Here is a 26,499-nt window from a genome sequence, read left to right on the forward strand (position 1 = left end):
CGGGCGTGGGAGGGCGCGCATGACCGCACCGCTGGATGTTCCCGAGTCGGCGAAGGAAGCAGTTCCTGAAGCCGTGGTAACGGGCGTGGACCGCAAGGCGATCCAGGGCCGTTCACTGGGGCAGATCGCGTGGTTGCGCCTGAAGCGCGACAAGGTCGCCATGGTCGGCGCCGGCGTCATCATCTTCCTGATCCTGGTCGCCGTCTTCGCTCCGCTGATCGTGAAGTGGTTCGGGCACCCGCCGCTCGAGTTCCACCGCGACATGATCGACCAGGAGACCCAGATCCCCAAGGACCGCTTCGGCGGAATCAGCTGGGACTACCTCTTCGGCGTCGACCCGCAGTGGGGCCGCGACATCTTCAGCCGCGTCGTCTACGGCGCGCGCATCTCGCTGCTCATCGCCTTCCTGGCCACGCTGCTCTCGGTCGGCATCGGCACCATCCTCGGCGTCACGGCCGGCTTCTTCGGCGGCTGGGTCGACACCGTCATCAGCCGCCTCATGGACGTGTTCCTGGCCTTCCCGCTGCTGGTGTTCGCCATCGCCCTGGCCGGTGTGGTGCCCGACACCGCGTTCGGGCTCTCCGGCGACGCGTTGCGCGTCTCCCTGCTGATCTTCATCATCGGCTTCTTCAACTGGCCCTACATCGGGCGTATCGTCCGGGGCCAGACGCTCTCGCTGCGCGAGCGGGAGTTCGTCGACGCCGCCAGGAGCCTGGGGGCGCGCGGGCCGTACATCATCTTCCGTGAGGTCCTGCCCAACCTCGTGGCCCCGATCCTCATCTACTCGACGCTCCTGATTCCGTCGAACATCCTGTTCGAGGCGGCGCTGAGCTTCCTCGGTGTGGGCGTGCGCCCGCCGACCCCGACCTGGGGCGGCATGCTCTCCGACGCGGCGCGCATCTACACCGTCCCGCACTTCGCGATCTTCCCGGGTCTCGCGATCTTCCTCACCGTGCTCGCCTTCAACCTCTTCGGTGACGGCCTGCGCGACGCGCTCGACCCGCGCGGCAACCGATGACCTGCCCGACCACCGCATGACCGACCACCGCAATTTCCTGGCTCCTACCTACAAGGGGTGTAGTAAGAGATGATGAAAAAGCCCGCTCTGGCGAAGGCCGCGCTCGTCGCGGCGCTCGCCATGGGCCTGGCGGCCTGTGGAGGCACCAGCACCCAGACGCCTCCCAAGGCCGGCGAGTCAGGCAAGCCCGCCGTCAAGGAGGAGTTCAACGCCGCGCTGACGGGGGTGTTCAACCCGTCCACGAAGAAGGGCGGCACCCTCAAGCTGGCGAACTCCGGTGACTGGGACTCCCTCGACCCGGCCGACACCTACTACGGCTACTCGTGGAACTTCATCCGGCTGTACGGCCGCGCCCTGATGTTCTTCCCCGGCAAGCCCGGGGCCGAGGGCGCCAAGCCGGTTCCGGACCTGGCCGCGGAGGCCGGCAAGCCGAGCGCCGACTTCAAGACCTGGACCTACACGCTGCGTGACGGCCTGAAGTACGAGGACGGCACCCCGATCGTGGCCAAGGACGTCGCGTACGCGGTGGCCCGCGCCTTCGACAAGGTGACCTTCCCCAACGGCCCCACCTACCTCAACGACATGCTGAACTGGCCCAAGGACTACAAGGGCCCGTACAAGTCGAAGGGCGCCGACTTCAGCTCCGCCGTCGAGGCACCGGACGACAAGACCGTCGTCTTCCACCTCAAGGAGCCCTACTCCGGCTTCGACTACATCGTCCAGATGTCGCCGACGATCCCGGTCCCCGAGGCCAAGGACACCGGCGCGAAGTACCGCGAGCACGTGATCTCCTCCGGTCCGTACATGTTCGAGAAGAACGAGATCGGCAAGGGCTTCACGCTGGTCCGTAACCCGCACTGGAGCGAGGCCGTCGACCCGAACCGTCCGGCCCTGCCGGACAAGTACGAGGTCACGACGAACGTCAACGCCGACGACATGGACAACCGGGTCATCTCCGGTGACCTCCACGTCGCCATCGAGGGCACCGGTGTCCAGCCGGCCGCGCTGAGCAAGGTCCTGCCGGACCCGGCTCTGAAGGCTCGCGCCGACAACATCACCATCCAGCGCCTCTGGTACACCTCGATCAACCCGACGGTGAAGCCGTTCGACAACAAGGACTGCCGGATCGCCGTGCAGTACGCGATGGACAAGACCGGCTACGTCGCCGCCTACGGCGGCTCGACCGGTGGCGAGATCGCGACCAACCTGCTGCCGCCGACGATCCCCGGCGCCCAGAAGATCGACCTCTACCCCTCTCCCGAGGGCAAGGGCGACATCGCCAAGGCCAAGGAGCACCTGACCAAGTGCGGTCAGCCGAACGGCTTCGAGACCTCCGTCTCCTACCGCGCCGAGCGGCCCAAGGAGAAGGCGACCGCCGAGGCGATCAAGGACTCGCTGGCCCGGGCCGGCATCAACGTCACGATCAAGCCGTACCCGCTGAAGGACTACTTCTCCAGCTTCGCCGGCAGGCCGTCCTTCGTCGTGAAGGAGAACCTGGGCCTGGTCGTCAACGGCTGGGGCTCCGACTGGCCTGACGGCTACGGCTTCCTGCAGCAGATCACCGACAGCCGCGTCATCCGTGAGGGTGGCGGCTCGTCCAACACCTCGGTCCGCATCCCCGACGTGGACGCCATGCTCGACAAGGCGCGCGTCGAGGCCGACGTCGCCAAGCGCGAGCCGATGTGGGCGGAGATCGACAAGCGGGTCATGGAAGAGTCCGTCATCATGCCGGGCATCTGGGCCAAGTCGCTGCTCGTCCGCGGCAAGGGCGTGACCAACGTCCTCATCTCCGACGGTCAGCAGATGTACGACTACGTCGCGATGGGCGTCGAGTAGGTCCTCTTCCCGCAGTCAACGAGTAGTTAAAGGCAGGTGAAGGCCACAGGTGGCCGCCGGGAGCGATCCTCCCGGCGGCCACCGGGCCGGGCACTGTGGTCACATACATCATCAGGCGTCTGATCGGCGCAGTGGTCATGCTCGGAATCGTCAGCATGGTCACCTTCGCGATCTTCTTCCTCGTGCCGCAACTCGCCGGCGCCACCCCCGAGGGCATGGCCAGCCGCTACGTCGGCCGCACCGCCACCGGGGAGACCGCCAAGCTCGCGGCGGAACGGCTCGGGTTCAACGACCCGCTGGTCGTCCAGTACGGGAGGTACGTCAAGGGCATCGTCGCCGGGGCGGAGTACGACTACGGCGCCGGTGTCGAGCAGTGCCCGCCGCCCTGCCTGGGTTACTCGTTCATCACGCAGCAGCCGGTGTTCCCCGACCTGATGAACCGGCTCCCGGTCACGCTGTCGCTAGCCCTGGGCGCCGCCGTCCTCTGGGTCGGCCTGGGCGTGGGCATCGGCGTGCTGTCGGCCCTGCGAAGAGGCAGCGTCTTCGACCGGACCGCGATGATCATCGCACTGGCCGGAGTCTCGCTGCCGATCTTCTTCACCGCGCTCATCGCGCTCCAGGTCTTCTCCTACGGAAATCCCTTCGCCTTCGCCGCCCAAGGCGGCACCTACACCACCATCCAGGACTCCCTGCCACTCTGGGCCTACGCGCTGCTCCTGCCGTGGGTGACGCTGGCCTTCCAGTTCGCCGCCGGGTACGCGCGCCTGACCCGGGCCGGAATGCTGGAGACCATGAACGAGGACTACATCCGCACTGCCAGGGCCAAGGGCCTGAAGGAACGCAGAGTGGTCGTCAAACACGGGCTACGCGGGGCGCTGACCCCCATCATCACGATCTTCGGTCTCGACTTCGGCCTGCTCATCGGCGGCGCCGTACTGACGGAGAGCGCCTTTTCCCTCAACGGGCTCGGCAAGTACGCCATCCAGGCCATCACCGACCAGGACCTGCCCAAGGTCATGGGCGTGACCCTGCTGGCCGCCCTCTTCGTGGTCGTCGCCAACCTGATCGTCGACCTGCTCTACGCGGTCGTGGACCCGAGAGTGAGGCTTTCGTGACTTTCCTGGAACTGAAGGACCTCAAGGTCCACTTCCCGACCGACGACGGCCTGGTCAAGTCCGTGGACGGCCTGTCGTTCAGCCTTGAGCGCGGCAAGACGCTCGGCATCGTGGGCGAGTCCGGCTCCGGCAAGTCCGTCACCAGCCTCGGCATCCTCGGCCTGCACAAGGGCGGCCGGGCCAAGATCTCCGGCGAGATCTGGCTCGACGGCGAGGAACTCGTCTCCGCCACGCCCGAGCACGTACGCCGGCTGCGCGGCAAGAAGATGGCGATGATCTTCCAGGATCCGCTGTCGGCCATGCACCCGTACTACACGGTCGGCGACCAGATCATCGAGGCCTACCGCATCCACCACGACGTGTCGAAGTCGGTCGCCCGCAAACACGCCATCGACATGCTCGGCCGCGTCGGCATCCCGACCCCGGGCAAGCGCGTCGACGACTACCCGCACCACTTCTCCGGCGGCATGCGCCAGCGCGCCATGATCGCGATGGCGCTGTCGTGCGACCCGGAACTGCTCATCGCCGACGAGCCGACCACCGCGCTCGACGTGACCGTGCAGGCGCAGATCCTCGACCTCATGCGCGACCTTCAGACGGAGTTCAACTCCGCGCTGATCATCATCACCCACGACCTGGGCGTCGTCGCCGAACTGTCCGACGACATCCTGGTGATGTACGGCGGAAAGTGCATCGAGTACGGCGCCGCCGAAGACATCTTCTACCGTCCCGAGCACCCCTACACATGGGGTCTACTGGGATCGATGCCGCGGCTGGACCGCGAGCGCACCGAACGGCTGCTGCCGATCAAGGGCTCGCCCCCTTCGCTCATCAACGTGCCCGACGGCTGCGCGTTCCACCCGCGCTGCCCCTACGCCGACCGGACCGAGGGCAAGTCCAACACCGAGGTCCCGGCCCTGCTCGAAACCGAGGGCGGGCACATGGTGCGTTGCCACATGGCCAAGGCCGAGCGGCGCGCGCTGTGGGAGAATGAGATCAAGCCAGTGCTGGAGACCCAGTGAGCGAAAACGAGCCGCTGCTGTCCGTTCGGGACCTGCAGAAGCACTTCCCCGTGACCAAGGGCCTGTTCAAGCGGCAGGTCGGCGCGGTCAAGGCCGTCGACGGGATCTCCTTCGACGTCTTCAAGGGTGAGACGCTGGGCCTGGTCGGCGAGTCCGGCTGTGGCAAGTCGACCACCGGCCGCCTCGTCACCCGCCTCCTGGAGCCCACGGGCGGCCAGGTCGTCTTCGAGGGCCAGGACATCACGCACATGCCGCAGGGCCGGCTCCGGCCGCTCCGCCGCGACATGCAGATGATCTTCCAGGACCCGTACTCCTCCCTGAACCCCCGGCACACGGTCGGCGCCATCGTCGGCGCGCCGTTCCGCATCCAGGGGATCAACACCGAGGGCGGCGTCAAGAAGGCGGTCCAGGAGATCCTGGAGCTGGTCGGCCTCAACCCCGAGCACTACAACCGCTACCCGCACGAGTTCTCCGGCGGCCAGCGCCAGCGCATCGGCATCGCCCGCACGCTCGCGCTCAAGCCCAAGCTGATCATCGCCGACGAGCCCGTCTCGGCCCTGGACGTCTCCATCCAGGCCCAGGTCGTCAACCTCCTGGAAGACCTGCAGAACGAGCTCGACCTGACGTACGTGGTCATCGCCCACGACCTGTCGGTGGTCCGCCACATCAGCGACCGGGTCGCGGTCATGTACCTCGGCAAGATCGTCGAGATCGCCGACCGCAAGCGGCTCTACAGCTCGCCCATGCACCCGTACACCAACGCGCTGCTGTCGGCGGTGCCGGTGCCGGACCCGAAGAACCGCAAGGACCGCGAGCGCATCCGGCTGACCGGCGACGTCCCCAGCCCGCTGAACCCGCCGCCCGCGTGCCGCTTCCACACACGCTGCTGGAAGGCGCAGGAGATCTGCAAGACGGTGGAACCACCGCTCGAGGAACTGTCCAGCGGCCACCGCGTCGCCTGCCACTTCCCCGAAAACGCCGTCACCCCCGCGCCGTCTCTGAGCGGCGCGTCCTGACCGCCGATCGCCCCTGAACCGCGCCCCCATCACCTCGGTGGGCGCGGTTCTTTCGCCACGGCGCTTCTGTCACGCGCTTTCTGTCACGGCCGCGCTTTCTGTCACGGCCGTTTTTCCATTACGGCAAGCCATCAAGACGCCCCCCGCCGACATCGGCGCGCGCCCGTGCAAGGTCGCCCGGCAGTCTGACGTGGTTCCGGCCGCAACGGCGATCCGTGCACCGGGCACCGCTGCCCAGCTCGCCACCGCACCCCGCGCCGACCCCCACCGCACGGCTCCTCACCGCGCGGCGCGCCCCTGGCTGTCGCCCGCGCAAAACCCAACGCCCTCAGGTTCGCCCAAGGGGGCGCCCTCAGGCTCACCTCAAGGGTGGGCACCTCAGGCTCACCTCAAGGGTGGGCACCTCAGGCTCGCCCGCGCAAAACCCGGCGCCCTCGGGCTCGCCTCAAGGGGTCGGCCCCGGCTCGTCTCAAGGGGGCGGTTGGCTAGGACAGGGCGCCTGGGGTGATCAGGCCGGTTTCGTAGGCCAGGACCACGGCCTGGACGCGGTCGCGCAGGCCGAGCTTGGTCAGGACGTTGCCCACGTGCGTCTTGACCGTGGTCTCGCTCACCACCAGCTTGGCCGCGATCTCCGCGTTGGACATGCCCTTGGCGATGAGCTTGAGCACCTCCAGCTCCCGCTCCGTCAGCCGGTCCAGCCGCGCCGGGGTGCTCTCCTGGTAGGCGGAGGGCAGCTTGGCGGCGAAGCGGTCCAGCAGGCGCCGCGTCACGCTCGGCGCCACGATCGCGTCGCCGTCGGCCACGACCCGGATCGCCTGCACGAGCTCGTCCGGCGGCACGTCCTTGAGCAGGAACCCCGAGGCCCCGGCCCGCAACGCCTCCACGATGTACTCGTCCAGGTCGAACGTGGTCAGCACCAGCACCTTCGGCACATGCGCCCCGGACGCCGCCTCGCGCACGATGCGCCGCGTGGCCTCGATGCCGTCGACGCCGGGCATCCGGATGTCCATCAGCACCACGTCGGGCAGCAGCGCCCTGGTCTGCTCCTGCGCGTCCTTGCCGTCGCCGGCCTGGCCCACCACCGTGATGTCGGGCTCGGCCTCGAGAATCAGGCGGAAACCGGTACGCAGCAGCGGCTGGTCGTCCACCAGCAGCACTCTGATCGTCATCTTCCGTCCTTCAGCGGGAACCTCGCCCGCACCTCGAAACCGCCCCCCGGTCGAGGACCGATGCTCAGGATTCCACCATAAAGCGCCACCCGCTCGCGAATCCCCACCAAGCCATGCCCCGGCCGCGCCGCCACTCCGGCCGCGCCCCGGCCGTCGTCGGCGACTCGCACGTCCAGTTCGCGCGGCTCGTGCCGTACGGTCACCACGGCCTCGGCCCCCGGCCCGGCGTGCCGCAAGCTGTTGGTCAAACCCTCCTGAACCAGCCGATATGCCGCCAGCTCAATCCCCGCGGGAACAGGTGTCTCGTGCCCCTCGACCGTCAGCCGCGTCGTCAGCCCCGCCTCGCGCATCTGCTCCACCAGCGCCGGCAACGCCGACATCCCGGGCTGCGGCCCCAGCTCGGCCGGCGAACCGGCGCGCAGCACGCCCACGATGTCGCGCATCTCCGCCATCGCCTTGCGCCCGGTGTGCTCGACCGCCGACAGCGCCTCGCTGGCCAGTTCGGGATCGGACAGCAGCACCTTGCGCGCCGCCGCGGCCTGCACCGTCATCACGCTCACGTGGTGCGCGATCACGTCGTGCAGCTCACGCGCGATCCGCGAGCGCTCCTCGGCGCGCGCCGCCCGCGTGTCGGCCTCCCTGGCCCGCTCCAGCCGCGCCGCCCGGTCCTTGAGCTCCTCGAAGTACGCCCGCCGCAGCCGGATGGCCCGGCCCACCCCCCAGGCGCCGGCCAGGAGTACCACCACGACGAGATGGTCCGCCCAGGTCAGCGCGTCGAGCGGGCTGAGCAGCGCCCCCGTGGCATAGACCAGCGTGGCGAACATCAGCGCCGCCAGCGCCACCGCCAGCCCGCGCCTGGCCGCCACCGAGTACAGCAGTACCAGCCCGGCGACGCTGGCCAGGCCCATGCTGTAGCCGAGCGCGTTGAACAGGGTGTCCGGGACCGCGCTCGCCAGCAGCGCCCCGACCGGCCACTGCCGCCGGACGGCCAGTGGCACCGCCGTCAGCACGACCAGCGCCCCGCCCACCAGATCCGGCGACCGTACCGCGTCGGCGGGCTGGCCCGGCTGGGACAGGAGGTCGGCGGCGTCGTAGAAGAGAAACAACGCGAGCGAGCCCGCGGCCAGCACCACGGCAAGGACCGTGTCGCGAAACAGGGCTCGATCGTTGCGCACGAATTCACTGTAGGCCCAGCTCAAGCCGTGACTCCTCCTACCTTGGGAGGAATCCGCCCTCCTCACCACCCCAGCCCCCGACGCGGATGACCCCACCCCAGCCGCCCGCGCAAACCACCCCACCCCCAGCCCCAGCGCGAATGACCCCCACCCAGCCAGCGGCGCGAACCATCCCACCCCAGCCCCGCGACGAACCGACCCCGCCGGCCCGCCTCAGGCGCAGCGCCAGGACCGCGGGCGCTCCGGCCCACACCAAGACCGCCGCGAGAGCCGCCCCGGCCGGACAAGGCCCTTGACGCGCCGCCCACATCGCGCGGGAGCCCGGAGCCTCAGGCACCCGGTAAGGCACTCACGGTCAGAGCCATGGCACTCCACCGACGCCGAGACCATCGTGCCCATGGCGCCCTCCGCCCGCGCACCGAAGGCCGTGGCGCCGGGGCCGTGGTGCCAGAGGGCCGGGTGCTGGAAGGCTGGGTGCCGGGGGGCCGGGTGCTGGAAGGCTGGACGCAAGAGGACGCACGCCACCCCCGATGTGCAGCGCGGGGTTACAGTTCGTCGGTTGCCGCTCGGCGGGTGCGGACGGCGTCGCCGGGGCGGCGGTCCGGGACGGGTGGGGGAGCGCCGCCGAACTCCGGGCACAACGCCTGGTGGTCGCACCAGTCGCACAACCGCGAGCGCCGTGCCCGCCACTCACCGGTCTCCAGCGCCCGCCGGATCGCCGTCCACAGCGCCTCCACCTTCCGTTCGGTGGCGCGCAGGTCGGCCTCGTCGGGGGCGTACCGGAGGACCTCGCCGGCGCCGCCCAGATACACCAGCTGCAGCAACCGCGGCACCGAACCGCGCAGCCGCCACAGCACCAGCGCGTAGAACTTCATCTGGAACAGCGCCTTGGCCTCGAAGTCGGGCCCGGGGGCGCTGCCGGTCTTGTAGTCGACCACCCGCACCTCGCCCGTGGGCGCCACGTCCAGCCGGTCGACGTAGCCGCGCAGCAGGAGGCCGCTGTCGAGCACGGCCTCCACATACAGCTCACGTTCGGCGGGTTCGAGCCGGGTCGGGTCCTCCAGGGTGAAGTAGCGCTCCAGCATCGCCCGCGCCTGGTCGAGCCACTCGCGTTGCTCGGCGTCGTCGGCGAACATCCCGGCGAACGCGGGCTCCTCGCCCAGCAGGCGCTCCCACTGCGGGTCGAGCAGCTCCAGCGCCGCCGCCACCGACCGGCGCGGCGCGGGCAGGTCATACAGGCGCTCCAGCACGGCGTGGACCACGGTGCCGCGCACGGCCGCCTGCGACGGCTTCTCCGGCAACTGGTCGATCACCCGGAAGCGGTAGAGAAGGGGACAGGTCATGAAGTCGCCCGCCCGGGAGGGGGAAAGGGCTCCGATGATCACCGGTTCGGTCAACGTCATGCACCGCACTGTAGGTCAAGACCCCGACAGAATGGGGGCCGCGAAACCAGGTTCGCGCGATCCGCCGCGTAGCATCAAGGCAGCAACAGCACGATCTCAAAGGGAGTCCAGTGAGCGACCAGCGGCCGCGGCAGGAATTCTCCGGTCTTCGGATGGGAAGCCCGTTCGGCATCCCCGTGTATGTGTCGTGGACCTGGCTCATCATCGCGGGCTTCATCACCATCACCTTCCAGGACGTCTTCCGCCTGCCCGGCATGGGGGACTTCGAGGCTTACGGGGTGGCCTTCGCCTTCGCCGTACTCCTCTATCTGTCCGTGCTTTTGCACGAGCTCGCCCACAGCGTCCTCGCGAAGTGGTACGGCCTGCCGGTCCGGCGCATCACGCTCTACCTCCTCGGCGGCGTGTCCGAGATCGAGAAGGAGCCGCCGACGCCCGGCAAGGAGTTCATGATCGCCGCGGCGGGGCCGATCCTGTCGCTGGGGCTGGCGGCGGTGGGGCTGCTGGCCGACGCGTTCCTGGTCGACGGGGCCGGCATCCCCGAGATCCTGATCCGGCAGCTGTGGTGGTCGAACCTGATCGTCGGCGTGTTCAACCTGCTGCCCGGCCTGCCCCTCGACGGCGGGCGCATGCTGCGCGCCGGCGTGTGGAAGCTCACCGCCAGCCCGGGGCGCGGCACCGTCGCCGCCGGCTGGACCGGCAGGGGCCTGGCGGTCGTGCTGATCCTCGTCCCGGTCGCGCTGTCGCTGCTGAGCGACCGTCCGATCGACACGCTGCAGCTCGTCTGGTCGGTGGTGCTGGCCTCGTTCATCTGGATGGGTGCCAGCCAGGCGCTGAACGTCGCCCGCATCCGTGCCCGCATCCCCCAGGTCAACGCCCGCCGGCTGGCCCGCAGGGCGATCCCGGTGATCGCCTCGACGCCGCTGTCGGAGGCGCTGCGCCAGGCCGCCGAGCAGAAGGCGGGCGCCGTCGTCGTGGTCGACCACGACGGCAGGCCGGTGGCGATCGTCAACGAGGCCGCCGTCCAGGCCACCCCCGAACACCGCCGCCCGTGGGTCGAGGTGGGCGCGCTGGCCAAGTCCCTGGAACCCGCCATGGTCCTGGCCGCCGACCTCACCGGAGAGCCCTTGATCGACGCCATGCGCGAGTCGCCTGCGGCCGAGTATCTGCTGGTCGAGCGGGGTGGCGAGATCTACGGCGTACTGGCCACCGCCGACGTCAACCGGGTCTTCTCCGGGGTCTGACTGTTTTCCCCCCGCAGGTCTGGCCGATAGGGTGCCATTTGGTCAGACTTGCACCAGTGCGGGGTTTGCCACGGTCCAGGGGTTTCACCGAATCGAGACCTTGGCTCCGCGGCCGACTGGGTATGCGTAAGGCTGGCGGCCAGCACCAAGGTGCCGGTGCCGCACAACCGCCGGCTTCCGGGGAGGAGAGGTTCAGTGACGGACCAGGGCTTCGGAGTGGTGCGTCCGCTTCCTGGCAACGGGCTGGTCGCCTACGTGGGCGGCCTGCTGCTGGTATGCGACGCTTCTGAGGCGACCGGAACCGAGCTGATCGAGGCCTTGCGGGAGACCGCCGCCACCGGTGGCGACGGCAGGGCCCTGGCCCGCCGCGCCGCCCAGGCGCTGGCCCGCGCGATGACCGGCGACCCGGCCACCTGCGCCGTGGCCGGGCCGGTGGGCGGCGGCGTGGCCGTACTCGTCAGCGGGGCGGCCACCGCCACGGTCACCACCGCCGACGGCGAGACCCGCCTGTCCGGCAGCGACTCCCTCACCTGGGCCGACCGGCTCATCTCCGGACACGTGCACCGGGTCGAGCTGAGCCTGCCCGGGGCGGGGCAGCCGCATCCGGCGGTCCAGTTCGACGGCGGCGTGGTCGGCGGCGCCGGCCTGGTCGCCGACATGATCGACGCGCCCGCCCAGGCGCCCGCGGCCCCCGCTCCGGCGCCCGCCAAGCCCGCCGAACGGCGCCCGGCTTCGCGGCCGCTGACCGAGGAACTCCCGCACACCGCCATCCACATGGACCCCGACCTCCTGCCGCAGCCCAAGCCGGAGCCGGAGCCGGCTCCCGTGCAGATGGCTCCGTACCCGATGCCGAGCCCGGAGCCCGCCCGCGACGAGCGCCCGCCGTCCGGCCCGCAGCCGACGCCCGAGCCGCACTTCGACCAGCCGCCGCCCTTCGAGGCGCAGCAGCCGTCCTCCTTCGATCAGCCGCCGTTCGAGCAGCAGTCCACCTTCGACCAGCCGCCCCCCTTCGAGGCGCAGCAGCCCTCCTCCTTCGACCAGCCGCCGTTCGACCAGCCGCCGTTCGAGCAGCAGCCGTCCGGGCAGCAGCCCGCGCAGGACCCGTGGGGCCCGCCGCCACAGCAGGCGCCCCCGCAGGTACCGCCGTCCCCGCCCAGGCACGACGACCAGCCCGCAGGCAACGGCGCCGCGCCCTCCGACGGCGACCAGCGCCCCATGGTCTACGGCGTGGACTGCAAGAACGACCACTTCAACGACCCCCGCGTCCCCTACTGCGCGGTCTGCGGCATCGCCCTCGTGCAGCGCACGCTCGTCCCCTACAAGGGCCCGCGCCCGTCGCTCGGCGTCCTCATCCTGGACGACGGCATGGCGCTGCCCCTGGAGGCCGACTACCTGCTGGGCCGCGACCCCGAGCGCGCCCCCGAGGTGGCCGGTGGCACCGCCCGCCCCGCCAAGGTCACCAGCCCCGACGGCTCGGTCTCCCGCCGCCACCTGCGCGTCGCCCTGGACGGCTGGGACGTCAACCTCGTCGACCTCGGCTCCGTCAACGGCACCCAGATCCAGCCGCCCGGCGACCCCAACTTCTACGACATCCCCCCGAACGAGCCCGTCACCATCACCCCCGGCACCACCGTCCGCGTCGGCGTCTCCCGCACCATGCGCTTCGAGGCGCACCGGGGATAATTGGCTGGGCTCTTGTCGGCGGCTCCTCGCGTCACAGCTCTTGGGGGTTACGGCTTTTAGGGTTACGGCTCTCAGGCTCACGGCTTTTGGGGTTACGGCAAGCCACGCCCACCCCCACCCGCCGTGGCTGGCGTGCGGCCTCCAGGGGAACGGTCATCGGCCGCGCGCCCGCCCCGCCGTGACGTGCGCAACGCGGGCAGGCTGACCGCGCCCACCACACCCGGATGCGCTCCCGGAATGCCCGGACACGCGGCAGGTGTCAGTGGCGGGTTAGGGCCTTGGCCAGTTCGGCGGGGGAGTTGACGCCCAGTTTCCAGTAGGCCTGGTTGCGGTGGTTCATGGCGGTTCGGATGGCGATGCCCAGGCGTTCGGCGATCTCGCGGTGGCTCAGGCCGGCGGCCGTCAGCTTGGCTACCTGGAGTTCCCGGCTGGTGAGGTTGGGGGCGGCCAGGCCGCGCAGGGCGGGGGTGTCGACGCCCTGGCAGGCCCCGGCCAGGGACCAGGCCTCGGTGGCCGCCGCCCGTGCCGCCTTTTCTCCGCGGGTACGGCGGAGCAGGGACGCGGCCTGGGCTGCTGCCTCGGCCGCGTGCAGGCGCATGCCCAGGGTGTCGAAGCCGGCCGCCACGTCCAGGAGGCCGCCCGGGTCGTCGGCGGACAGGGCGCGGGCCTGGCGGGCGGCCAGCCGTACCCGGGAGCCGTCCATCACTGAGGCGAGCTCTTCCAGGCGGGGGAGGGCGGAGTGGGGTGCGCCGAGGCGGACCGCGTCGTGCAGGGCCACCGACTCGAACGCCGACAGGCCCGCCTCGCGGCACTCCGCGGCGGCGGAGAGGGCGAGTTCGGCGGCGTGGTCCAGTTCGCCGGCCGCGGCGGCTATCCATACGCGGGTCAGCGCCACCCAGCGGGTGAACGCGGTCCACGTGGCGCGGTTGCGGTCGAGGGCGGCGCGCAGGGTGGCACGGGCGGCCGGGGCGTCACCCCGAAGCGCTTGAACCGCCGCATACGCCCCCATACAGCCGCCTACGGTCACGGCGGTCTCGTGGTTGGCCGGGGAGTGGAGGATGAGGAGTGCGGCGCCCAGTTCGCCTCTGAGGGTCGCCGCGTGGCCCCGTGACAGGGCCAGGCTGCCCTCACCGCGCGACCATCCGCGCTGACCGGCCAGTTCGGCGCGCATGGAGGCGATCGCCTGGTCCATGAGGGGGAGGTCGCCGGCGAAGTAGCCGCACATGGCCCAGGTGGAGTGCAGGGGCGAGACCAGGGCGGGGATGCCGTCGCGCCAGGACTGGGCCTCGTCCATGACCTCGCGGACCAGGTCGGCGGCCTCTCTGGTGCGGCCGGAGTAGCAGAGGGCCAGGGCGCGGGAGTTCAGCACCTGTGCCCGCAACACCGGGCCCAGCCGCACGCCGCGCGCCTGTGGGGGGCCGGGCTCCTCCCCGGGAGAGGCCGTCGCGACGGGAAGGGTCGTCGTGTCGGGAAGTGCTGTCGCGTCGGGGAGGGCGGCCTCCTCCGGGAGGGTGGCCGCTTGGGGGAGGGGTGCGTCTTCCGGTAGCGGCAGGCCGGAGGTGCCGGTGACGACGGCCTTGAGCGGCACGGGGTCGCCGGTGCCCGGCTCCTCCGCCGGCCGCGCGGCGGACGTTGGCGCGCCGGGCTGAGGCGGCGAGAAGGCGGGTGGGCCGGTCAGGGGATGGCCGTGCGCGGTCTTGGCGGCGGGCGGCAGGGCCGGGCCGGAAGGGGGCGGGGGTGGGCCGGAGGACAGGAGGGCGTCGCTCAGGTGGAGGGCGTCGGCGGGGCGGGCGGCCGAGGCGGTCAGGGACAGGCGGCGGGTGGCCAGTTGCAGGCGCAGGGCGGGATCTCGCAGGGACTTCTCGGTGGTGGCCAGGAGGTCGAGGGCGTCGCCCAGGCGATCCATGCCCCAGGCCAGGTTGCTGGCGACGGCCTGGACCAGGCGGGCGCGGCCGGGTTCGTCGCGGGGCGGGGCGACGGCGTCCAGGACCGCGCGAGCCCGGTCGGGCTGCTGGGCGTAGTCGAGGACGGTGGCCAGCTGGATCGCCGCCGCCGCCGCGTTCCCGGTGGCCGTCTCGGTGGCGCCGCGGGCCGTTGCGGGCGTGCTCGCCGTCGTGGGAACGCTCGCCGTACCCGCGTCCGTACTCGCGTCCATGCCCGCCTCCACCGCGGCCTCGCCCAGGCGGATCGCGGTCGGGTAGTCGTGCGCCGCCCACGCCAGGCGGCAGGCGGCCAGCAGCGGCTCGGGGGCCGCGCCCAGGCCGGCGGTCAGCCGCCACACGGTGACACGGACGAGGTCCTCGACGCGGCGCAGGCCGGTGGGTTCGACGGCGGCGACGAGGTCGGCGTGCCTGCGGCGGCGGCGCAGTTCCGGGCAGTGCTCGCGGGCGACCTCGCCGTAGAGGGGGTGGCCGAGGCGGGCGATCTCGCGGCGGCGGTCCACGGCGACCTTGATGAGGCCGCGTTCCTCCGCCTCCAGCACCGCCTCCTCCGAGCACAGGGCCGACAGGGTTCTGGCGCCCACCGGCTCGGCGAAGGCCGTGTACTCCAGTACCGCCTTCATGGCGGGCGAGAGGGCGCCGATGCGTTCGTGGATGAGGTCGGCCAGGCGCGGGGCCAGCGGCGGGTCGCCGGTCAGCTTCCACACGCCCTGGATGGGGTGGAGCGATCCAGCGGCGCGCGCCGCCGTCACGACCTCCTGCAGGAACAGCGCGTTGCCCTCGGTGATCTCGCCCAGGCGCCGGGCGGTGGCGTCGTCGGGCGGTCCGCCGAGCGCCGCGGCGAGCACGGCCACGAGGTCGGCGTCGCTGAACGGGTCCACGTCGAGGCGGCGGACGTGGCCGTCGCGCCACAGCCCGGTCATCGAGTCGGGCGCGGGTTCGCCGGTGCGGAGCGTGGCCACGAGGCGGGCCTGGCGGCCCCGTACCAGGGAGGCGACGACCTCGGCCGAGTGGCTGTCGAGCAGGTGCGCGTCGTCCACGGCGAGGACGAGGGTGCGGCCGCGGGCCTGCTTGAGGAGTTCCTCGCCCGCCCAGCGCAGCGTGTTGACCAGGTGGGGCGGATGGTCGCGGGGGATGAGGTCGGCCAGCGCGCCGTTGGGGATGCCGCTGGCCGCCTTGGTCGCGGTGATCGGGAGAAGCGTGACCCTGCCCGGCCGGAAGGCCTCCAGGATCTTCCCGGCGAGCCTGCTCTTGCCCACCCCGGCGGGACCGGCGACGAGCACGCCCTGCGCGGTCGGATCGCGCGCGAGGCGGACCAGATGTTCCAGTTCCTGCCTGCGCCCGGCGAACGGCCAGGTCTTCATACTGGGAGATTACGCCCTTGATGCAATTAATGTGATCGAATATCTTCCGTTCTGTGGCGCGGTGGGGGGCGAAATTCGACGTCGATTGCCCGGGTTGCGGACGGCAGACTCTGGCCCGTGAAGCGGACGCGCCGCACCGGGTTTTTCTCCCGTCCGAATTGCGGCCTTTTGTGCTGGCCGCCTGTCAGAGTTGCCGCCAGGTGATGCTGCTGCTGTCCGGGGAGCCCGCGCCGGACGCCGACCCCGACGACCTGCCCGCCCGCCCCGCCGAGGTGCTGTGGCCGGTGCCCGGACGGGAGATCGGCGAGCAGGTTCCGGTCCTCGTGCGGGCCGAGCTCACCCAGGCCAGGGCGGGCCTGCGCGCTGGTTCAGGGGCCGCGGCGGTGCTGCACGTGCGGCGCCTGCTGGAGGCGGTCTGCGCCGACCACGGCATCACCGGCCGCACGCTCTTCCACGCCCTGCGCGAACTGCGGGCGGCCGGCCGGATCGACGGCTGGCTCCTGAGCTGGGCCGAGGAACTGCGCGAACTCGGCAACGAGGCCGCCCACCTCGGCGCCGCCCCGCTCACCCGCCAGGAGGCCGCCGACGCGGTGGAACTCGCCGAAGCCTTCATTGACTATTTATATGTATTTTCCCCGAAATATCGTGACTTTCAGGTACGGCGAGCGCGCCCACCCGGGAAACGCCGTTCAACGGCCGTCGAGACCACGGCCATGCGCATTCTCCGGAAAACGCGTACGCCTTTCGCCGTCCACCCCTATCCGCACGACCCCGCCCACACCAAGTCCCGCGCCGCCGTGGCGCTGTCCCTCGGCGTCCCGCCGCCCCGCATGCTCAAGGCCGTCGTCCTCTACCTGGGCCACCACGCCGTCCTGGCCATCGCCGCCATCGAGGGCCGCATCGACGAGAACGCCCTGGCCGCCGCGTTCGGCGCCGGCGCCGCCCGGGTGGCCACGCGGGCCGACGTCGAACGCATCGGCGAGGCGATCGCGGCCGACGTCCTGAGCCCGGTGGCGCTGCCGTACCTGCCGTCGGTGCTCGACGCGGGCGCGGCCGGGCAGGACAGCGTGTACATCCCCAGCGGGCGGCACGGGCTGGAACTGGAGCTCGCGCCCCGGGACCTGATCCGGGTGACCTCCGCCCGGACCGCCGCGATCGTGAAATGAGAGCCATGCCCGACATCACGCTGGAGGGGGAGGCCGACCTGCTGCACTCCCTGGAGGAGTGGCTGCGTGACGTGGACGCGCTGCGGGGGCGGGTCACCCTGCGTGCGGGGCGGCCGGGGCCGGGGCGGATGGGTTCCGGGCAGCCGGAACTGCTGGTGGCGATGGAGGGCGAGGCTCAGGCGGAGGCGCTGGGCCGTACCGTGGAGATGTGGCTGCGGGTGCGCGGGCGCGGCGTCACGCTGAAACTGCGGGTGGGACAGCAGGTGACCGAGCTCGACCTGCGGGGTGACGTGGACGTCGACCGGCTCGCCCGCCAGGTGGACGCCCTGCTCCGCGACGCCCTCCACACCGCGGGCCCCTGACACCGGCCCGGCGGACCCGACAACGGCGCACGCCCTGAGACACGCGCGCCACCGCCCGAACAGGCGCTCACACCCCGAACAGGCGCTCACACCCCGGTCAGGCGCTCACACCCCGGTCAGGCGGGAAGACCCGGACGGGCGGCCACAAGGCGAAGGCCTGCGACGCGCGATGGGAACAAGGCCTGCGACGGGTGGGTCTGGGTCGGAGGCATGCGATGCGCGGTCAGGGGTCCAATGCCTGTGAAGGGTGGTCAGGGGGCGAAGGCCTGGACGCCGCGGAGCAGGCGTACGGCCGCCTCCATCCCGCTGGCCGCCTCAAGCGCCCGCCCCGCGGCCGTGGCGAAGCGGCCGAGCAGGTGCGTGTCGAAGTCGTCGAAGTCCCGCCCCGCGGTCCACAGGAACGCCTGCTCCCGCGTCGCCAGCGGCACCGGCACCGCCAGGAACCCCGGCTCGCCCACCGGCACGTCCCGCGCCAGCAGCACGGGCCCGCGGCAGACGGCCAGTTCCTTCAGCACCCCGGACTCGGCCAGCCAGGCCCGCACGCCCAGCGGGTCGCCCGGCGGGCCGTGCAGGGCCACGGATCTGGCCAGCTCCTGGAGCGGATCCACCTGGACGAACCCGGCGTACCCGGCGGCCGTCACGACCGCCGCCGACCGGGCCAGGCGGTCGATGAGCGCCCCCACGTCCACGCGGGAGAAGTCCTGGATGAGATCGTGCACAGCGACGTCGGTGCGGCTGATCCTCATGGAAGTCCCAACGGCCGGCGGTGCCTGATGGGTCGGTGGTTTCGACTATTACCTCCCAAATCCGCCCTTGGCCAGACCTTCAACCGGTAATCAGGATTTTTCCCCCAGTTTGGGATGCAGGAGCAGCCACTCCACATCGTCCGACCAGCCGCCGTCGAGACGGGGGAGAAGCTGGGGATGCACGTGCTGGCGGGTGAAGCCGGCCCGCTCCAGCACCCGGTGGGAGGCGGTGTTGTCCACGGCGGTCCCGGCCGTCAGGCGGCGCAGCGGGGTGGCCGCGAACGCCCACTCCACCAGCAGCGCCAGCGCCCTGCTCATGAAGCCCCTGCCGCGGAAGCCCGGCACCAGCGAGTAGCCGACCATGGCCTGGTGGAGGACCTGCGTCACGTTCACCAGCTGCACGTGCCCGGCGAAGGCGCCCGTGGCCGCGTCCTCGATCACCACCTCCACCCGCTGGCCCGACATCCACCAGAAGCCGGTGTAGCGGCAGCGGCGCACGTAGTCCGGCAGCGGGCCGGGGGGCGCCATCGAGTACGAGCGCACGACCGGGTCGCCCATCATCGCCAGGAACCCCTCGGCGTGCTGCTCGCCGATCGGCGCCAGCCGTACCACGCCGTCGGTGAGGTGACCGCCGGGAAAGAACGGAAAGTACGGCTCGGCCGCCTCGACCGGCTCGCCCGCCACCCTGCCGAACGTCACCTGGTCGGTCCTGCTGCCGTCGCGCAGCCGCTTGCCCTCGCGCCTGATGCCCTCCTGCCGGAACCCGGCCTTGTAGGCGGCGCGCAGGCTGGCGAGGTTGCTCACCTCGGCCTCGAGTTCGACGCGGGCGGCCCCGTGGTCGAGCGCCCAGTCGGCGAGCGCCCTGGCGACGGTGCTGGCCACGCCGGTGCCGCGGGCGTGCGGCGCGACAAGGTAGCCGACCGAGGTGGTGCCATAGCGGTCGATCGGCTGCAATCCGGCCGAGCCCACGAAACGGCCCTCGCGGGTGATCGTGAACTCCGCGCCGCCCTTCGCCCACTTCTCCTCGGTCCCGCGCAGGTAGTCGCGGGCGTCCTCGGCCGTGTACGGCGAGGCGAGGAACGGCAGGAACCTGGCCGTCACCGGGTCGTCACAGGCCTGCACGACCGCCTGGGTGTCGTCGTCGGTGGGGGGCCGCAGCAGCAGCGGGCCGGCGGAGATCACATCGCGCGGAAACATCCCCCCTTCATATCGCGCGTCTGGGACCAGTCGAAATCCCTATAACCTTGCCGCCATGGGTTTCCGCAGGCATGGGCCTTTCCAGGCGGGGGATCAGGTGCAGCTCACCGACCCCAAGAACAAGCGCCACACGATCACGCTCAAGGAGGACGGCGTCTTCCACACCCACAAGGGCGCCATCCCCCACGCCGAGCTGATCGGCCAGCCCGAGGGCTCGGTGGTGCGTTCTTCCGGCGGCACCCAGTACCTCGCCTTCCGGCACCTGCTGCAGGACTACACGCTGGCGATGCCGCGCGGCGCCGCGGTGATCTACCCGAAGGACGCCTCGATGATCGTCGGCATGGCCGACGTCTTCCCGGGCGCGCGGGTGATCGAGGCGGGGGTCGGCTCGGGTGCCCTGACCTGCTTCCTGCTGCGGGCCGTCGGTCCTGAGGGGCACGTCACGTCGTACGAGCGCCGCCAGGAGTTCGCCGACGTGGCCCGCAAGAACGTCGAGAAGTTCTACGGCGGCGAGACCGACACCTGGCGCCTGGTCGTCGGCGACCTCAACGAGAGCATCGACGAGATCGACGTCGACCGGGTCATCCTCGACATGCTGGCCCCGTGGGAGTGCGTGGAAGCGGCCGCCAAGGCCCTCACCCCGGGCGGGGTCATCTGCTGTTACGTCGCCACGACGACCCAGATGTCCAAGACGGTGGAGACGATTCGGGATCACGGGAGTTTCACCGAGCCCCATGCGTGGGAGACCCTCCTTCGCGACTGGCATGTCGAGGGCTTGGCCGTAAGGCCTGATCATCGGATGATCGGCCACACCGGGTTCCTCGTCACCGCCCGCCGCATGGCCGACGGCGTCACACCGCCGCCGCGCCGCAGACGACCGAAGGGGACCACCGAAGAACTATGACAATTTGGCCACGAGGGTGCGTTGGTGCGTGACACGGGAACATCTCGCCGTGTTCATATGCTGGCAGGATTAAACGCACCATTGGGGATTATTCACCGAATACCGAATGTCACTCTACGAACACTGCCCGGCCAGGTTACGGAGGGGCCCGAGATAGGTAAGGTCCTTAGTAGTCGCCCTCGACTGGGAAGGAGGTGACGGGGCGTGGCAGCTCGCGATGATGCTGAGGCTCGAGCCGCGCAGCGCGAACGGGAGGTCGCTGATCTCACAACACAGGTCTCCTTCCTCCAAGAGGAGATCACCGCGCTGAGGCGGAAGCTGGCCGAGTCACCCCGTCAGGCCAGGGTCCTGGAAGAGCGTCTCCATGAGGTCCAGGCGAATCTGGCGGCGGTGACCGGCCAGAACGAACGCCTGGTGGCAACTCTCAAGGAGGCCAGGGACCAGATCGTCGCCCTCAAGGAAGAGGTGGACCGGCTGGCGCAACCGCCATCCGGGTTCGGCACCTTCCTGGAGGCCAGAGAAGACGGCACGATCGAGGTGTTCACCGGAGGGCGCAAGCTCCGCGTGAACGTCAGCCCGGCCGTCGACGTCGACTCGCTCCGGCGTGGCCAGGAGGTCATGCTCAACGAGGCGCTCAACGTGGTCGAGGCACTCGGCTACGAAGAGGTCGGCGAGATCGTGATGCTCAAGGAACTGCTCGACAACGGCAAGCGCGCCCTGGTCATCTCGCACGCCGACGAGGAACGCGTCGTGCGCCTGGCCGAGTCGCTGGTCGACCAGCCCATCAGGGCCGGCGACTCGCTGCTGCTCGAGCCGCGCTCCGGCTACGTCTACGAGCGCATTCCCAAATCCGAAGTCGAAGAGCTGGTGCTCGAAGAGGTCCCGGACATCTCCTACGAGGAGATCGGCGGCCTCATGCGGCAGATCGAGCAGATCAGGGACGCCATCGAGCTGCCCTACCTGCACGCCGACCTCTTCCGCGAGCACAAGCTCAGGCCCCCGAAGGGCGTGCTGCTGTACGGCCCGCCCGGCTGCGGCAAGACGCTCATCGCCAAGGCGGTCGCCAACTCGCTGGCCAAGCAGGTCGCCGAGAAGACCGGCCAGGAAGGCAAGAGCTTCTTCCTCAACATCAAGGGCCCGGAGCTGCTCAACAAGTACGTCGGTGAGACCGAGCGGCACATCCGCCTGGTCTTCCAGCGGGCGCGTGAGAAGGCCTCAGAGGGCACCCCGGTGATCGTGTTCTTCGACGAGATGGACTCGATCTTCCGCACCCGAGGCTCTGGCGTCAGCTCCGACGTCGAGAACACCATCGTGCCCCAGTTGCTGTCGGAGATCGACGGCGTCGAGGGCCTGGAGAACGTCATCGTCATCGGCGCCTCCAACCGCGAGGACATGATCGACCCGGCGATCCTGCGGCCCGGCCGCCTGGACGTCAAGATCAAGATCGAGCGGCCGGACGCCGAGGCGGCGAAGGACATCTTCTCCAAGTACCTCGTCACCGGACTTCCCCTGCACCCGGAGGACCTCAGCGAGCACGGCGAATCGCGCGAGGGCACCATCGCGGGCATGATCCAGAGCGTCGTGGAGCGCATGTACACCGAGAGCGAGGAGAACCGCTTCCTCGAGGTGACCTACGCCAACGGCGACAAGGAAGTCCTGTACTTCAAGGACTTCAACTCCGGCGCGATGATCCAGAACATCGTCGACCGGGGCAAGAAGATGGCCATCAAGCAGTTCCTGGAGACGGGGCAGAAGGGCCTGCGGGTGCAGCACCTGCTGGCCGCCTGCGTCGATGAGTTCTCCGAGAACGAGGACCTGCCCAACACCACCAACCCGGACGACTGGGCGCGGATCTCCGGAAAGAAGGGCGAGCGGATCGTGTACATCCGCACCCTGGTCTCCGGCAAGCAGGGATCCGAGGCCGGCCGTTCCATCGACACCGTCGCCAACACGGGCCAGTACCTGTAACGCCACGGACGTGAGGTGGCCGCGCGGATCTCCTCCGCGCGGCCCTTCCGTTTCCGGGGTGGCCTCAGCGCAGTCCGGGGTCCAGGGAGTTGAGGAGCTGGGCCGCGGCGGTGCGCAGGTAGGCGATGAAGGAGCGGGCCGCCGGGTTCGGGTTCGTGGGACGGCGGGCCACGCCGATGCGGCGGAACAGCCGCTGGTTGACCACCCGGCACACCTGGACGCCGGTGACGCCCTGCAGGCCCAGGCTCGGCACCAGCGCCACGCCCAGCCCGGCGCGTACCAGGCCGATCGTCACCTCGTAGTGGTCGCTGCGGCAGCGCACCTGCGGGGTGAAGCCCTCCAGCGCGCTGGCGCGTTCCAGCGTCGAGACCGGATGCTCGGCGCCGAACGTCGTGATCCAGTGCTCACCGGCCAGCTCCGCCAGCCGTACCCGGGGACGCTGGGCGGCCTGGTGGCCGGCGGGCACCACGAGCAGTTGCGGCTCGTCGAACAGGTGCAGGACCTCCACCCCGTCCGGGCACTTCCACGGATCCAGCGCGTGCTCGAAGACCACGAGCACGTCGAGCGCGCCGCGCTCGAGATCGGGCAGCAGCTCGTACGGCTGGCCCTCCACCAGGTCGAGCCGCACGCTCGGATAGCGGGTGGCGAAGCGCGACAGGGCCAGCGGCAGCAGGCGGTACCCGGCCGAGGCGAAGAAGCCGATCCGCAGCTCGCCCGCGTCGACCCGGGCCTGGGCCAGCAGGTCCTTCTCGGCCGCCTCCAGGATGTCGACGACCTCCTGCGCCCGGTGGGCCAGCCGGCGGCCGGCCTCGGTCAGCCGCAGGCTCTGCGCGTTGCGCTCCACCAGCCCGACGCCCGCCTCCTCCTCCAGCTTGGCGAGCTGGTGGGAGACGGCCGACGGCGACAGCTTCAGGCCGCGCGCGGCCCCCGCGATGCTGCCGGTGCGGAACACCTCCAGCAGCACCCGGAGACGATGGCTGCCGAGCATGCGGCCTCCTCTGTCGAACGGACGTGGGCCTACCCTAATCAGCCCAGGTCAGGCGGCGATGAGCAGGCCCGCCTGGCGTACGGCGGCGGCCAGGTCGTCCTCGCTGCCGGCCGGGCCGCAGGCGAGCACGGCGTAGGCGCGCTCGCCCATCAGCCCGACGTCGGCCCGCACGCCCTCGTCGGTGCCGGTCTTGTTGGCCAGCCACGCGCCCTCCGGGTCGTGCCGGACCAGCGCGGGCACGAGCGTGTGGTCGGTGTTGGCCAGCATCCACTCGCGCAGCTGCACCTGCCAGCCGTTGCTCCCGGCCACCAGCGCGGCCAGGCCCGCCAGCTCCGCCGCGGTCCCCACGGCGAACGTCGGCGGGTGCTCAGGGCCGCGCGGCTCGCGGATGCGGTCGAGCAGCCGCGTACGGGTCAGGCCGAGCGCCGCCCCCGCCGCGTTGACCCGGTCGAGGCCGACGGTGCGCAGCAGCGCGTTGGTGGCGGTGTTGTCGCTGACGGCCGCGGTCATGAGGGCCAGGTCGGCGACGCTCCACGTGCGCGCGCTCAGCCCGAGCAGCACGCCGGAGCCGCCGCAGTAGTCCTCCTCCTCCAGGCGCACGGGCGTGGCGGGGTCGAGGATGCCGCCGTCGATGCTCATCGCGACCTCGGCCAGCAGGAGGAGCTTGCCGACGCTGGCCAGCGGCAGCTCGGCGTCCTCGTTGATCCCGAATCCGCCGCCGGGGCGGCGTACCGCCACCGCCAGCGTTCCCGGGCAGGCCGCCGCGAGCTCGGCGAGCGTCATGGGGTGACGATCCCGCCGGGCGTGGCGCCGGTCGGCTCGCCGCCGGCCACCGTCGGCTCGCCCGCCACCACGACCGCCGCCATCCCCCGAGGGGGCAGCAGCGGGTCGGCGTAGGTGGCCGCGTCCGCGATCGCCGCCGGGTCGAACACCACCAGATCGGCATGGGCCCCGTCGCGCACCACCCCGCGACCGGCCAGGCCGAAGCGCCCGGCGGCCATCCCGGTCATCTTGTGCACCGCCGCCTCCAGCGACAACAGGCCCTCCTCTCGCGCGTAGTGCCCCAGCACCCGCGGGAACGTCCCGGCGATCCGCGGATGCGGCCGCCCCGGCTTCGGCACGCCGTCCGAGCCGATCATCGTGAACTCCGCCGCCAGCACCCGGCGCACGTCGTCCTCGCGCATCGAATGGCTGATGATCGTCACCTGGCCGCCCTCGGCCAGCAGCAGCTCGGCCGCCGCGTCCACCGGGTCGCCGCCGAGCGAGGCGATCGTGCGGCCCTCCAGCTCTCGGTGCCCCACGGCCGAGGCCACCGAGATGAGGTCCCAGCCGCCGTTGCCGACCGTGTTCTCCCAGCCGGGCACGCCCTCGGCGATCGCGTGGCGCATCCTGTCGCGCTGGGCGGGGTCGCGCAGCCGTTCCAGCAGGGCGGGGGTGCCGCCGTCGTTGGCCCACGGCGGCAGCATCGCCGACAGCGACGTGCTCCCCGCCGTGTAGGGGTAGACGTCGCAGGTGACGTCCATGCCCCCGGCGCGCAGCTCGGCCAGGCGGGCGAGGGTCCGCTCGGTCCTGCCCCAGGCGTGCCTGCCCGCGGTCTTGTGGTGGGAGACGTGCAGCGCCGCGCCGCTCCTGCGGGCGATCTCGGCCGCCTCCTCCAGCGCCTCCTCCACGCGCGCCATCTCGTCGCGCAGATGGGTCACGTACGGCCGGCCGTACCGCGCGGCCACGCTCGCCAGCGCGACCACCTCGTCGGTGCCGCCGTAGGTGCCCGGCGTGTAGATCAGTCCGGTCGAGAGCCCGGCCGCGCCCGCCGCGAGCGCGTCGCCGAGCAGTCCGCACATGACGTCCAGCTCGTACGGCGAAGCCGCCCGGTCCTCATACCCGACCACCCCCGCCCGCAGCGTGCCGTGCCCGACCAGCGAGGCGAGATGATTGGCCCGGGGCGCCCCGGCATGCGCCTCCGCAAACCCCGCGAAGTCACGAAATATCGGTACTCGGCCGCCGAAAGAGGTCCGGCTTGACCGTGACAGCTCCTCCAGCCGCTCCGGCAGCGCGGGGAACAGGCTCGACCCGCAGTTGCCGCAGATCTCCGTCGTCACCCCCATCCGCACCGGCGCCGCGGCCAGCTCCGCGAACTCGGGGCCGAACAGCGAGGCGGCGTCGGAGTGGGTGTGCACGTCGATGAACCCGGGCGCCACCACCATCCCGGCCCCGTCCAGCACCACGCGCGCCCGGGGATCCGGCTGAGATCCGGCGCCCGGGGCGTACCCCTGAGGGGAAGGGGATCCGGGGGCGGGGCCGTACCCCTGAGGGGAGGGGCTTGAGGGCGGCAGGAGGACCACGCGGCCGTCCAGAGCGCCGACGTCGGCCGGGCGCAGGGGCGCGCCCGTGCCGTCGGCCAGGCGCGCGCCCGTGATGAGCAGGTCCAGCATCACAGCACCTGCCCGAGGAACGCCCGGGTCCGCTCGTGGCGGGGATTGGCCAGCACCTCGCGCGGCGGCCCCTCCTCCACGATCAGCCCGTCGTCCACGAACACCAGGTGGTCGCCCGCCTCCCGCGCGAAGCCCATCTCGTGCGTCACCACGATCATGGTCATCCCGCTCGCCGCCAGATCGCGCATGACCGCCAGTACCTCCTGCACCAGCTCCGGGTCCAGAGCGCTGGTCGGCTCGTCGAACAGCATCACCTTCGGGTTCATCGCCAGGCTACGGGCGATCGCCACCCGCTGCTGCTGGCCGCCCGACAGCTGCGACGGGTAGTGCCCGGCACGGTCGGCCAGCCCCACCCGCGCCAGCAGTTCCCCGGCCCGCCGCGCCGCCCGCGCGCGTGGCACGCGCTGGACCGCGCACGGTCCCTCCATCACGTTCTCCAGCGCCGTCATGTGCGGGAACAGGTGGAAGCGCTGGAACACCATGCCGACCTTCTGCCGCTGCCCGCACAGCTCATCGGGCCGCAGCAGGTGCAGCAGCCCGGCCCGCTCCCGGTAGCCGACGAGCTCGCCGTCCACCCAGACCCGGCCCGAGTCGATCGTCTCCAGCCGGTTGACGCAGCGCAGGAGCGTCGACTTGCCGGAACCCGACGGGCCCACGACGCACACCACACCGCCCTCCGGCACCTCCAGGCTGACGCCCTTGAGCACCTCCAGCGCGCCGTATTTCTTCCTGACCGACTGCAGCCTGACCATGC

Annotated in this window: 21 protein-coding genes; 11 read left to right on the top strand and 10 right to left on the bottom strand. The window is 71.2% G+C overall.

All coding sequences use genetic code 11. From position 1 onward, the window contains the following. Positions 1–19 precede the first annotated feature (19 nt). The 5 genes from ACFWYW_RS32700 to ACFWYW_RS32720 all read left to right on the top strand — a co-directional run bounded on the left by ACFWYW_RS32700 (position 20) and on the right by ACFWYW_RS32720 (position 6,007). On the top strand, positions 20–1,018 hold the full coding sequence (locus tag ACFWYW_RS32700; protein ID WP_379622202.1) for an ABC transporter permease: 999 nt from the start codon (positions 20–22) through the stop codon (positions 1,016–1,018). A 69-nt stretch (positions 1,019–1,087) separates the two neighbouring features. Further along, entirely contained in the window at positions 1,088–2,854 is a 1,767-nt protein-coding gene (locus ACFWYW_RS32705; RefSeq protein WP_379622200.1) for an ABC transporter substrate-binding protein, read from the top strand. Positions 2,855–2,949: 95 nt separating this feature from the next. Beyond that, the gene (locus ACFWYW_RS32710; RefSeq protein ID WP_379622198.1) at positions 2,950–3,969 is read left to right on the top strand and encodes an ABC transporter permease; all 1,020 of its coding nucleotides are present in this window, start codon (positions 2,950–2,952) and stop codon (positions 3,967–3,969) included. Next, a complete protein-coding gene (locus tag ACFWYW_RS32715; RefSeq protein ID WP_379622196.1) occupies positions 3,966–4,991 on the top strand; it encodes an ABC transporter ATP-binding protein in 1,026 nt (341 codons plus the stop codon). Before ACFWYW_RS32710 ends, ACFWYW_RS32715 begins: the two co-directional genes overlap by 4 nt. After that, complete coding sequence (locus ACFWYW_RS32720; protein WP_379622193.1) at positions 4,988–6,007, top strand: ABC transporter ATP-binding protein; 1,020 nt, start codon at positions 4,988–4,990, stop codon at positions 6,005–6,007. The genes ACFWYW_RS32715 and ACFWYW_RS32720 overlap by 4 nt, the downstream gene beginning before the upstream one ends. A 485-nt stretch (positions 6,008–6,492) precedes the next feature. Here the strand turns inward: ACFWYW_RS32720 and ACFWYW_RS32725 are convergent, their stop codons facing one another. From ACFWYW_RS32725 to ACFWYW_RS32735, 3 genes are all read right to left on the bottom strand, one after another. Continuing rightward, positions 6,493–7,176, bottom strand: coding sequence for a response regulator (locus ACFWYW_RS32725; protein ID WP_379622191.1), 684 nt, complete (start codon positions 7,174–7,176; stop codon positions 6,493–6,495). Then, positions 7,173–8,351, bottom strand: coding sequence for a histidine kinase (locus ACFWYW_RS32730; RefSeq protein WP_379622189.1), 1,179 nt, complete (start codon positions 8,349–8,351; stop codon positions 7,173–7,175). The genes ACFWYW_RS32725 and ACFWYW_RS32730 overlap by 4 nt, the downstream gene beginning before the upstream one ends. A 545-nt stretch (positions 8,352–8,896) precedes the next feature. Next, positions 8,897–9,754: a RecB family exonuclease gene (locus ACFWYW_RS32735; protein ID WP_379622187.1), complete on the bottom strand. Its 858-nt coding sequence runs from the start codon at positions 9,752–9,754 to the stop codon at positions 8,897–8,899. A 152-nt stretch (positions 9,755–9,906) separates the two neighbouring features. Here ACFWYW_RS32735 and ACFWYW_RS32740 point away from each other — a divergent pair, with 152 nt between their 5' ends. Both ACFWYW_RS32740 and ACFWYW_RS32745 read left to right on the top strand, forming a co-directional pair. Further along, positions 9,907–10,995, top strand: coding sequence for a site-2 protease family protein (locus ACFWYW_RS32740; protein WP_379622185.1), 1,089 nt, complete (start codon positions 9,907–9,909; stop codon positions 10,993–10,995). Positions 10,996–11,190: 195 nt separating this feature from the next. Continuing rightward, positions 11,191–12,678 carry an FHA domain-containing protein gene (locus tag ACFWYW_RS32745; RefSeq protein WP_379622183.1) on the top strand — a complete coding sequence of 496 codons (1,488 nt, stop codon included), beginning with the start codon at positions 11,191–11,193 and terminating at the stop codon, positions 12,676–12,678. A gap of 259 nt (positions 12,679–12,937) precedes the next feature. Here the strand turns inward: ACFWYW_RS32745 and ACFWYW_RS32750 are convergent, their stop codons facing one another. Further along, positions 12,938–15,982 carry an AAA family ATPase gene (locus ACFWYW_RS32750; protein ID WP_379622181.1) on the bottom strand — a complete coding sequence of 1,015 codons (3,045 nt, stop codon included), beginning with the start codon at positions 15,980–15,982 and terminating at the stop codon, positions 12,938–12,940. A gap of 203 nt (positions 15,983–16,185) precedes the next feature. Here ACFWYW_RS32750 and ACFWYW_RS32755 point away from each other — a divergent pair, with 203 nt between their 5' ends. Further along, a complete protein-coding gene (locus ACFWYW_RS32755; RefSeq protein WP_379622253.1) occupies positions 16,186–17,148 on the top strand; it encodes a DUF4145 domain-containing protein in 963 nt (320 codons plus the stop codon). Between the two features lie 5 nt (positions 17,149–17,153). After that, positions 17,154–17,510: a hypothetical protein gene (locus ACFWYW_RS32760; RefSeq protein WP_379622179.1), complete on the top strand. Its 357-nt coding sequence runs from the start codon at positions 17,154–17,156 to the stop codon at positions 17,508–17,510. A gap of 251 nt (positions 17,511–17,761) precedes the next feature. On the opposite strand, the gene ACFWYW_RS32765 is transcribed toward ACFWYW_RS32760, so the two are convergent. Together ACFWYW_RS32765 and ACFWYW_RS32770 are read right to left on the bottom strand one after the other, a co-directional pair. Continuing rightward, on the bottom strand, positions 17,762–18,256 hold the full coding sequence (locus ACFWYW_RS32765) for a hypothetical protein (RefSeq protein ID WP_379622177.1): 495 nt from the start codon (positions 18,254–18,256) through the stop codon (positions 17,762–17,764). A 90-nt stretch (positions 18,257–18,346) separates the two neighbouring features. Beyond that, the gene (locus ACFWYW_RS32770; protein ID WP_379622175.1) at positions 18,347–19,453 is read right to left on the bottom strand and encodes a GNAT family N-acetyltransferase; all 1,107 of its coding nucleotides are present in this window, start codon (positions 19,451–19,453) and stop codon (positions 18,347–18,349) included. Positions 19,454–19,508: 55 nt separating this feature from the next. Between ACFWYW_RS32770 and ACFWYW_RS32775 the strand changes: the two genes are divergently transcribed. Continuing rightward, on the top strand, positions 19,509–20,357 hold the full coding sequence (locus ACFWYW_RS32775; RefSeq protein WP_379622173.1) for a tRNA (adenine-N1)-methyltransferase: 849 nt from the start codon (positions 19,509–19,511) through the stop codon (positions 20,355–20,357). Positions 20,358–20,561: 204 nt separating this feature from the next. Beyond that, positions 20,562–22,325 (top strand): proteasome ATPase, encoded by a 1,764-nt coding sequence (gene arc / locus ACFWYW_RS32780; protein WP_184968230.1) that lies wholly within the window; start codon positions 20,562–20,564, stop codon positions 22,323–22,325. 64 nt (positions 22,326–22,389) lie between these two features. On the opposite strand, the gene ACFWYW_RS32785 is transcribed toward arc, so the two are convergent. The 4 genes from ACFWYW_RS32785 to ACFWYW_RS32800 are packed head-to-tail and all read right to left on the bottom strand — an operon-like array spanning position 22,390 to position 26,497. Beyond that, entirely contained in the window at positions 22,390–23,313 is a 924-nt protein-coding gene (locus ACFWYW_RS32785; protein ID WP_379638379.1) for a LysR family transcriptional regulator, read from the bottom strand. A gap of 48 nt (positions 23,314–23,361) precedes the next feature. After that, a complete protein-coding gene (locus ACFWYW_RS32790; RefSeq protein ID WP_379622168.1) occupies positions 23,362–24,096 on the bottom strand; it encodes a serine hydrolase in 735 nt (244 codons plus the stop codon). Beyond that, positions 24,093–25,745, bottom strand: a complete 1,653-nt coding sequence (locus ACFWYW_RS32795; protein ID WP_379622166.1) for an amidohydrolase family protein — start codon at positions 25,743–25,745, stop codon at positions 24,093–24,095. Before ACFWYW_RS32795 ends, ACFWYW_RS32790 begins: the two co-directional genes overlap by 4 nt. Then, positions 25,745–26,497 carry an amino acid ABC transporter ATP-binding protein gene (locus tag ACFWYW_RS32800; protein ID WP_379622251.1) on the bottom strand — a complete coding sequence of 251 codons (753 nt, stop codon included), beginning with the start codon at positions 26,495–26,497 and terminating at the stop codon, positions 25,745–25,747. The genes ACFWYW_RS32795 and ACFWYW_RS32800 overlap by 1 nt, the downstream gene beginning before the upstream one ends. Positions 26,498–26,499: the final 2 nt, after the last annotated feature.

The sequence above is a fragment of the Nonomuraea sp. NPDC059023 genome (assembly GCF_042740095.1).
Taxonomy (GTDB): Bacteria; Actinomycetota; Actinomycetes; order Streptosporangiales; family Streptosporangiaceae; genus Nonomuraea.

Excerpts from the sequence above, each read along its gene's own strand:
- ACFWYW_RS32700 (WP_379622202.1), top strand. The coding sequence starts at position 20 with ATGACCGCACCGCTGGATGTTCCCGAGTCGGCGAAGGAAGCAGTTCCT.
- ACFWYW_RS32705 (WP_379622200.1), top strand. The coding sequence starts at position 1,088 with ATGATGAAAAAGCCCGCTCTGGCGAAGGCCGCGCTCGTCGCGGCGCTC.
- ACFWYW_RS32725 (WP_379622191.1), bottom strand. The coding sequence starts at position 7,176 with ATGACGATCAGAGTGCTGCTGGTGGACGACCAGCCGCTGCTGCGTACC.
- ACFWYW_RS32735 (WP_379622187.1), bottom strand. The coding sequence starts at position 9,754 with ATGACGTTGACCGAACCGGTGATCATCGGAGCCCTTTCCCCCTCCCGG.
- ACFWYW_RS32740 (WP_379622185.1), top strand. The coding sequence starts at position 9,907 with ATGGGAAGCCCGTTCGGCATCCCCGTGTATGTGTCGTGGACCTGGCTC.
- ACFWYW_RS32750 (WP_379622181.1), bottom strand. The coding sequence starts at position 15,982 with ATGAAGACCTGGCCGTTCGCCGGGCGCAGGCAGGAACTGGAACATCTG.
- ACFWYW_RS32755 (WP_379622253.1), top strand. The coding sequence starts at position 16,186 with ATGCTGCTGCTGTCCGGGGAGCCCGCGCCGGACGCCGACCCCGACGAC.
- ACFWYW_RS32760 (WP_379622179.1), top strand. The coding sequence starts at position 17,154 with ATGCCCGACATCACGCTGGAGGGGGAGGCCGACCTGCTGCACTCCCTG.
- ACFWYW_RS32765 (WP_379622177.1), bottom strand. The coding sequence starts at position 18,256 with ATGAGGATCAGCCGCACCGACGTCGCTGTGCACGATCTCATCCAGGAC.
- ACFWYW_RS32770 (WP_379622175.1), bottom strand. The coding sequence starts at position 19,453 with ATGTTTCCGCGCGATGTGATCTCCGCCGGCCCGCTGCTGCTGCGGCCC.
- ACFWYW_RS32775 (WP_379622173.1), top strand. The coding sequence starts at position 19,509 with ATGGGTTTCCGCAGGCATGGGCCTTTCCAGGCGGGGGATCAGGTGCAG.
- ACFWYW_RS32785 (WP_379638379.1), bottom strand. The coding sequence starts at position 23,313 with ATGCTCGGCAGCCATCGTCTCCGGGTGCTGCTGGAGGTGTTCCGCACC.
- ACFWYW_RS32790 (WP_379622168.1), bottom strand. The coding sequence starts at position 24,096 with ATGACGCTCGCCGAGCTCGCGGCGGCCTGCCCGGGAACGCTGGCGGTG.
- ACFWYW_RS32795 (WP_379622166.1), bottom strand. The coding sequence starts at position 25,745 with ATGCTGGACCTGCTCATCACGGGCGCGCGCCTGGCCGACGGCACGGGC.
- ACFWYW_RS32800 (WP_379622251.1), bottom strand. The coding sequence starts at position 26,497 with ATGGTCAGGCTGCAGTCGGTCAGGAAGAAATACGGCGCGCTGGAGGTG.